11 protein-coding genes are annotated in these 6365 nt (G+C 58.1%); 8 read left to right on the top strand and 3 right to left on the bottom strand.

Annotated elements, in window-relative coordinates; genetic code table 11:
- From ACH2ED_RS08640 to ACH2ED_RS08605, 8 genes are all read left to right on the top strand, one after another.
- Positions 1-543, top strand: a 543-nt coding sequence (locus tag ACH2ED_RS08640) for a hypothetical protein (protein WP_395090226.1), incomplete at its 5' end; no start/stop codon positions are given.
- 62 nt (positions 544-605) lie between these two features.
- On the top strand, positions 606-884 hold the full coding sequence (locus ACH2ED_RS08635) for a hypothetical protein (RefSeq protein WP_395090224.1): 279 nt from the start codon (positions 606-608) through the stop codon (positions 882-884).
- Positions 881-1102 carry a hypothetical protein gene (locus ACH2ED_RS08630; RefSeq protein WP_395090222.1) on the top strand — a complete coding sequence of 74 codons (222 nt, stop codon included), beginning with the start codon at positions 881-883 and terminating at the stop codon, positions 1100-1102. The genes ACH2ED_RS08635 and ACH2ED_RS08630 overlap by 4 nt, the downstream gene beginning before the upstream one ends.
- Before the next feature lie 12 nt (positions 1103-1114).
- Positions 1115-1681: a hypothetical protein gene (locus ACH2ED_RS08625; protein WP_395090220.1), complete on the top strand. Its 567-nt coding sequence runs from the start codon at positions 1115-1117 to the stop codon at positions 1679-1681.
- Positions 1678-2244 carry a hypothetical protein gene (locus ACH2ED_RS08620; RefSeq protein WP_395090218.1) on the top strand — a complete coding sequence of 189 codons (567 nt, stop codon included), beginning with the start codon at positions 1678-1680 and terminating at the stop codon, positions 2242-2244. The genes ACH2ED_RS08625 and ACH2ED_RS08620 overlap by 4 nt, the downstream gene beginning before the upstream one ends.
- Positions 2245-2268: 24 nt before the next feature.
- Complete coding sequence (locus ACH2ED_RS08615; protein WP_395090216.1) at positions 2269-2892, top strand: hypothetical protein; 624 nt, start codon at positions 2269-2271, stop codon at positions 2890-2892.
- A gap of 424 nt (positions 2893-3316) precedes the next feature.
- Positions 3317-3805 (top strand): thermonuclease family protein, encoded by a 489-nt coding sequence (locus tag ACH2ED_RS08610; protein ID WP_395090214.1) that lies wholly within the window; start codon positions 3317-3319, stop codon positions 3803-3805.
- A gap of 179 nt (positions 3806-3984) precedes the next feature.
- Positions 3985-4188, top strand: a complete 204-nt coding sequence (locus ACH2ED_RS08605) for a hypothetical protein (RefSeq protein ID WP_395090212.1) — start codon at positions 3985-3987, stop codon at positions 4186-4188.
- Positions 4189-4217: 29 nt separating this feature from the next.
- Here the strand turns inward: ACH2ED_RS08605 and ACH2ED_RS08600 are convergent, their stop codons facing one another.
- From ACH2ED_RS08600 to ACH2ED_RS08590, 3 genes are all read right to left on the bottom strand, one after another.
- Complete coding sequence (locus ACH2ED_RS08600) at positions 4218-4520, bottom strand: hypothetical protein (RefSeq protein ID WP_395090211.1); 303 nt, start codon at positions 4518-4520, stop codon at positions 4218-4220.
- Positions 4521-4610: 90 nt separating this feature from the next.
- Positions 4611-5384, bottom strand: a complete 774-nt coding sequence (locus ACH2ED_RS08595; protein WP_395090209.1) for a hypothetical protein — start codon at positions 5382-5384, stop codon at positions 4611-4613.
- A 35-nt stretch (positions 5385-5419) separates the two neighbouring features.
- On the bottom strand, positions 5420-6307 hold the full coding sequence (locus ACH2ED_RS08590) for an IS982 family transposase (RefSeq protein ID WP_395090207.1): 888 nt from the start codon (positions 6305-6307) through the stop codon (positions 5420-5422).
- Between the last annotated feature and the right edge of the window lie 58 nt (positions 6308-6365).

Raw genomic sequence — 6365 nt, 5'->3', positions numbered from 1 at the left:
GACCTTGTTTCACGGTTGGTTCTCCCGAGGCGGGCAAGCCGCCTCTTGTCAGGATACCAACTCATTCACTGGACCAGTTTTTGGGGGGCAGCGCACTTCTCTGATGGTTCCTACTCGCTGAGTGCCAAGAACCTTCACGCAAGCCTGAATAGAACCCGTACGGAGCTCGGCCTGGGGCTACTGACAGCAGCTCCTGTTGATGGGTTCGCAGTCACCGAAACGGGCCAGGCAATCGCAATCGCGTTCAACAGCCAGACCACCTACCGAATCAGCGCATCAGGAGCGGCGTTCGGGGTCTATGCTCTGATCTTCGCCTCCAAGCCGCTGAGCTTCGGCACCATGAAGATTGCGGCGTCTGAGTTCCGGCTCCTGCAAATCATGACACCGGCCACGGCAAGCAACGTGGATATGAAGGCGGCGTACCTCGCTAAATTCGGCGTTCTCCTCGGGGATAATTCCAAGTGTCAGATCAATATCGTGTACTGCAACGCCAACGGGTTTCGCAAGAAGCCAGCGGGTTATGTTGTCGTCGAGAGTGATTAATCTCCTCTCATGTCTTGAACGGGCTGGGGCTTCGGCCCCGGCCCTTTTTGTGAGGAGGTCTGATGAATCCGATGCTGTTGGAGATACTGAAAGCGGGGGGAAGTGCGGCGGTCGGGCTGGTGCTAGTGCTCGGAGTGCGCTCTGAAATAGCCTCATGGCGGAAATCATTCGTAGCCGAAATGAAGGCGCTCAGAGCGGAGATACATTCCATGCAAGAGCAGCAGGGTGAGCTGATAACTGCACTCATTCAAACGGCGCTCGGTAAGCCGATTACAGCACAGAGGCGCACTAAAGCAGGGGCTGAAGCCCCGAAAGAGACTGAAGGTAAAGGCTCGTTATGAAACTCGGCATCTTCACCCGATGGGCGCTAGAGCAGGGTCTAGGAGTGAAGCGGGGGCAGCTCGTCATCGCGCTGCTCTCCGGGCCTCTAGGGATGCTGATTAACCATGTCGCCGATGGAAGGCCACAGAAGGCCCTGGAAAGCCTAGGCGGAATCACAGACGCGCTGCTTGAGGCGGCACGAGAAGCAGGGGCTGAAGCCCCACAGAAAAAAGAGTAGGAAAATTAAGACATGAGAAGTACAGACGGTTTGATGATTGATCGGGCGGCGGTTTCGGCGTTGCTGGCAAGCCTGCTGGTGCTAGGTAAAGAGCAGCTTGATGCGCTTCGTACGGAGCTTGCCAAAGACCCCACCGGGAAAGGCTACGAGGGCAAGGAACCGGGCGATGTGCTGGCGCTTCTGAATGAGCGGAAGATCGGCCCGAACCCCAACGAGCGGGGCAAAACGGCAGTGCAGAGCATCAGCGGTAAAGAGTTAAAAGTCTGGCTACGGAGTGTCCTCACTAGAGCTCTTGAACTAGGTGGCACTGTCTCTAAGAAGTGGGCGGGGCTATCCAGTGCGCTTGTGCCGACCATCTCAGACTCAGAAGTGATTAACGGGGACTCTAAAATGCTGGCAGGGTTCGCGGCTCAGATGGTCGCGGATGGGCTGGTGACGGCTGAGGAGCTCGCTGCGTTGTTCTCGGTTCCCGAAGTGGAGTGGTACGAGAGTGTCTTGCTACCCTCACGGGCCGAAGTGGTGCTAGGGCTGGAAGAAGTGGTTCTGGAGCTTTCAGATCTTCCTGAAATGCTGCCGTGAGCACTCTAGGCGGTGGCCCTGTCTCTGACTTGATCACACCCGGCCAGAAGCTCCTAGCAGCTCCTGGTGAATGGGTGATCTATGCAGCAGGGCCAGTGAACCAGAACCAGACCTTCATCTGGGGAATGGGCGAGAAGTTCACAGTAGGATCGGGCCAAAGTATCACCGTGTCAGGGCTGGGAATCTTTGTAGACAACGGGGCGGCGACCAATGGAACGGCAACGGTGAAGGTCTGGAACATGGCAACGAGTACAGCAGTGGCAGGGCTAACCGCAACCTTCGGTGCGGGTCCTTATGATCTTGTTGCAGGTTCCTACCGAGCAATCTATGTCACCCCGGTAGTCCTGGGCGCAGGAACCTACATGGTCAGCGCGGCAGGAAACCTCACCAACTACAATACCGGTGCTGGACCGCCCGGACTAGCATTGTTCAACACACTAGGCGGGAAACTGACATGGAACGGATCATACTACGGATTCGACACTAATATCCCACCCGAAAACGGTGGTAACGCCCCACCCAACCCAATCAACTTCGGTCTGGCAACCCTGCTTGCCAGCTAATCAACAGAAAGAGAACGTTACATTATGGCAAAGGCATTGCGAGGGGTAGCGCTTGTGCTATCTATCCCCATCTTCACAACGGCGGGAGCGATCTACGCAAGCGCGACCGCCCCCACCGTCGAATATTCCGGGGGAGGAGCTGCACCAACGGCGCTCACTCCCACACGGGTAGGTTCTACGCACTTCTGGCGAGTGACCATCTCAGCGGGTCTATCGGATGTGCCAGAGGGTGCGCTCAGTGTCTCAGGCTCAGGAATCCTTCCTTCTTCCGTGGCAATTCTCTGGGAAGAAGACTGGACCGCTGCACGAGCTGCTTTCCTCACGCGCTCACTCAACGAGCTCCCCACAGCCGCCCAGGTGCGAGACTCCGTATGGGCGCAGGGTGGCCTCGGGGCGCTTGCAGAGGGCACGGCAGGTAAGATTCTCGGGACCCGTGCCGCTCCGGGCGATGCAATGGCACTGGTCGCGGAGGCGATCACCAGCGCGAATCTCGCGGTCAGTGCCTTAACTGCAATCACAACGGCGCTCCTGGAAGGGCAAGGAGTTCCTGTCACTGTCGCGGCTGGCTCCTCCGCGCTCGCTGTGAACCTCACAGGGCTACCGGGCTCGATTGGGGTGGGTTCCTGCTCATCACCTCGGGGGCGCTAAAAGGTCAGGCAAGGCCCATCGTTAGCCTAATCGGAGCGGTCGCCACCGTCGCTCCTGCGTTCCCTGCCATTCCTGCCACAAACGCCTCCGCGCTAATCATCGGGTGGAATGACTAGCACACGGGCTAAAGCCCGGAAAGGATACGTTACAAAATGCTCATGTTCTGGATGCGAAGGAAAACGAATGACGTCGTGCCACCCGTGGAAGGGCCGCTCTCAACCGTCAGGGCCACCACACGGGCCACTGTGCGAGGTCTGCGGATCTTTTCACGGCGCACGGCCTCGCGCTTAAACGGGCCACTAGGGAAGGCAAAGTAATGGCAACCATCAAGATGCGGCCCGGCTGGGCACGGTACGCCCTGGGGACAGGAGCAGCGCTCGCGGCGCTCGTCATACCGGCATGGTTGAAGAACCCCGACAGCTCCATGGTCCTGCTGTCACAGCAAACCGTGAACTACAACCCCTCGGGTAGCTACTCGGCCCGTGTGGAACGGGTGATAGATGGCGATACGTTCGAGATAGCCGCCGCACCACCCGCGCCCGGTCCTCCCTCTGTCGTCGCTCAGCAGCTCCTGAAAGTGCGACTCTTCGGGATTGATGCACCTGAGCGGAACCAGCCCGGCGGTCCCCAAGCCACGAAGTTCCTTACTCAGTGGATGGGAAAGCAGAACGTTACGGTTTACCCCATGGGCACCGACATGTACGGGCGCTTGATCGCTCGCATCGTCACGGACCGCTCGAAAGATGTGTCGCTAGAGCTCGCCTTCACCGGGAACGCCTGGTGGTATACCGCAACAGCACCCGGAGCCACGGATATACGAGACGCCGAGCTTGTAGCCAGGGGTGAAAAGAAGGCGCTCTGGTCTGCCAGCGCTCCTATCGAACCGTGGCGCTGGCGGCAGGGGATTAGGTAAGGCCCACAGAGGGGTTCCTAGTCCCATGATCGGGTTCCAGGGCTGTAGGGCGCTCTCAGAGAGTTCTACGGCCCTTTTCTTCGGCAGGGGGCTTTGGCCTGGTGCGTCACACGCTCACAGACTAAGCTCGCCGTATCATGCTGCCGGGCGCTCCCCTTCCCACAACCCCACAAAAGCGCATGAAACGGCTCGCAGAGGCGCATCAGTCAGGGCTGAAGCCCTCACCGACTCCGAGCCTACCTCTCTACCGCCCCAACCGTCCACAGAATCGCAGTAAGAGCTATCGTGTTGGCTTCGCCAATGTCCGAGGCTTACCTAAATACGGAAAATTTGCGGAAACAAGGCGCGGAAAACAGTTTTTCATGCGTGTTAAGGTGGTGTAGAAGTGGTATGTATCGAATCTGTATAGGCGTTAGACCATCGGCCCGTAGAAAAACTGACAATCAGAGCGGGGCCAGAGTGGGGGCGCTCGGTCGTCGAGCCGGTCGTCGTCGAGGGGTTGCCGCCGGGCGGTCAGGAAGTGGCCTGGGTGTAATCTCCTCTCTTGGTGCCAGTGCGTGAAGCGGCTCCGGTGCTCCTGCGTCGGTCGGCACGAAGCACGGGTGCAGCTCGGGAAGGCCAGCGCGCCGCCGCCGTCAGGGCCAGCCAGGGAAAGAAAGCCGGGTCGGGCGCTCCGCGCCCAACCCGGCCCACGCGCTGCACGCTCACAAGGCACACAGCGGGGCCAGGCAGTCCTCCTCGGGGTCCACGTGTGGCCGAGCTGGTGGCTGGCTCTTGGCACCAACCACCCTCCCGGCCTGGTGGGTCACACCGCGCCCTGTGTCTCCTCAAAGGCGAAGCGTCGTACCTGCCGCTGGCCGTTGGCTCGCTGGCAGATCACTTCCAGCACCGGCCCTCGCCTGTCAACGAAGAAGAACAGCCCCTGCCCTCCCATGCGCTCACGTAGCTGGGTCAGGTATCGTTGGCCGTCACAGTCACCTAGTGTGGGGTTGTAGCTGGTGGCCCGGTAATCGTCGGCCAGCTCGCGTACTTGGCTCACCGTGAACCGCTCATGGTCGCTCGTGGTCCTGTTGCCCCAAGCGTCGTACCGGGCGTCGTCCTCAGCGCGCATCCGTGCCAGCTTCTGTGCTGGGCTCTCGTCACTCTCAGCACTCACCACGGCCCCCACCAATCGCGCTCCGAAGGCCATGCGTTGTTCCAGTCCAGGCCGCAGCTCCTCGGGCCTGGTCTGCTCGCTCGCTGCCTTTGCCAGTGCTGCCAGCCTCCTTGCCATGCGCCAGTGCTTGCAGTACAAGCGCTCGGTCAGGCCGCTGGCTTGCGCCCATGTGTTCACCAAGGCGCACCACTTCGCATCGGGGCAAGTGCAGATATTCTCGGCATAGTTCAGGTTGTAGGGCTGTCGTGGTCCCCACATCTTCACCTTACCCGGCGCTATCTGCTCGGCGCGGTAGTGGCAAAACTGCGCGTCTGCTCTGTTAATCCGGTTGCGCTGCTCGGTCACAATCCAGGCAATCGCTTCGTCGCGGGTCATGGGCTGTTCGCTGGCTTGCGCCCTGGTCGCTATTGTCGTACTATTCATGTCAGTTATCTGTCTTTCGGGTAGCTAAACTCCAGTCATGGGTTGAGCGGCAGCAAGATTCCTGCCTTGCAAAGTGTGTAGTGGAGCATTTTCATACGGATGGCACTCCATAGTCCCACGAAGGAACGGGAAAAAACTAAGTCCATAAAACGGTTCCAGAAGCAAGAAAAGACAGTCTCGATGCGCTCACGGATGCAAGAGATCAATGGGCGCAATTGCTTTGGTGCGTGAGAGCGCGTTACCAGGACAACACCATATTGCTCCGCTAGCAGAGGTTCCAGCTCTTTGGAGTCACGATAACCCAAGTCGGCAATCAAAATGCTTTCTGCCTCTAAACCTTCCGCAAGAGCAGCGGCAACATCACGGTCATCCCAGTTTCCAGGCGTTAAAACCGCTCCTAGAATTGTACCGTCACTATGGGCAAGCAGATGAAGCTTGAAACCAAAGTACCACCCTGCCTTATTCTTTCCGAAGTAGGCTCCTTGGTCGCGTAAGAGTCGAACTCTCACATGTCGAATCGGCTTACACACCGGGATAGGCTTGCTATCTATCAGAAATACGTTTCCTTCTCCCGCACTTTTGAGAGCGATCTTCATCGTCAGCATCCCGATAAAGGGGGCCAATGCATGAAGACGGGCGATGAATTGGGCATAGCTGGGTAGTTTAGGAAAGGCTTTGGCAAAGAAATTCTTGGTGAGCAGATAGGCTCTTTTAAGATTGGACACTCCGAAGATAGGTTGCATCAGGGCGATGGTGATGACCTCAGCATCAGTAAACTCAGGCTGGTGGTTGTTGGAATTTCGCCAGTTTGCCAGCTTTGGATTTTGCTTGAGGAAGTCATCTGTCTGACAGAAAACAGATGTCATTTGATACTCTATGGTGATGGGGCCATCTAAAACAGTGTCTGATTGGGCTATACTCATGGGGAAACTCCTGGGGTAGGTTTGGTTGTCAAACTCATTCTACACCGGGAGTTTCAAC

Source organism: Armatimonas sp. (assembly GCF_043757465.1).
Classification (GTDB): domain Bacteria; phylum Armatimonadota; class Armatimonadia; order Armatimonadales; family Armatimonadaceae; genus Armatimonas.
This window is presented reverse-complemented; position numbering and strand designations above follow the sequence as displayed.

Excerpts from the sequence above, each read along its gene's own strand:
- ACH2ED_RS08635 (WP_395090224.1), top strand. The coding sequence starts at position 606 with ATGAATCCGATGCTGTTGGAGATACTGAAAGCGGGGGGAAGTGCGGCG.
- ACH2ED_RS08630 (WP_395090222.1), top strand. The coding sequence starts at position 881 with ATGAAACTCGGCATCTTCACCCGATGGGCGCTAGAGCAGGGTCTAGGA.
- ACH2ED_RS08625 (WP_395090220.1), top strand. The coding sequence starts at position 1,115 with ATGAGAAGTACAGACGGTTTGATGATTGATCGGGCGGCGGTTTCGGCG.
- ACH2ED_RS08615 (WP_395090216.1), top strand. The coding sequence starts at position 2,269 with ATGGCAAAGGCATTGCGAGGGGTAGCGCTTGTGCTATCTATCCCCATC.
- ACH2ED_RS08610 (WP_395090214.1), top strand. The coding sequence starts at position 3,317 with ATGGTCCTGCTGTCACAGCAAACCGTGAACTACAACCCCTCGGGTAGC.
- ACH2ED_RS08605 (WP_395090212.1), top strand. The coding sequence starts at position 3,985 with ATGAAACGGCTCGCAGAGGCGCATCAGTCAGGGCTGAAGCCCTCACCG.
- ACH2ED_RS08595 (WP_395090209.1), bottom strand. The coding sequence starts at position 5,384 with ATGAATAGTACGACAATAGCGACCAGGGCGCAAGCCAGCGAACAGCCC.
- ACH2ED_RS08590 (WP_395090207.1), bottom strand. The coding sequence starts at position 6,307 with ATGAGTATAGCCCAATCAGACACTGTTTTAGATGGCCCCATCACCATA.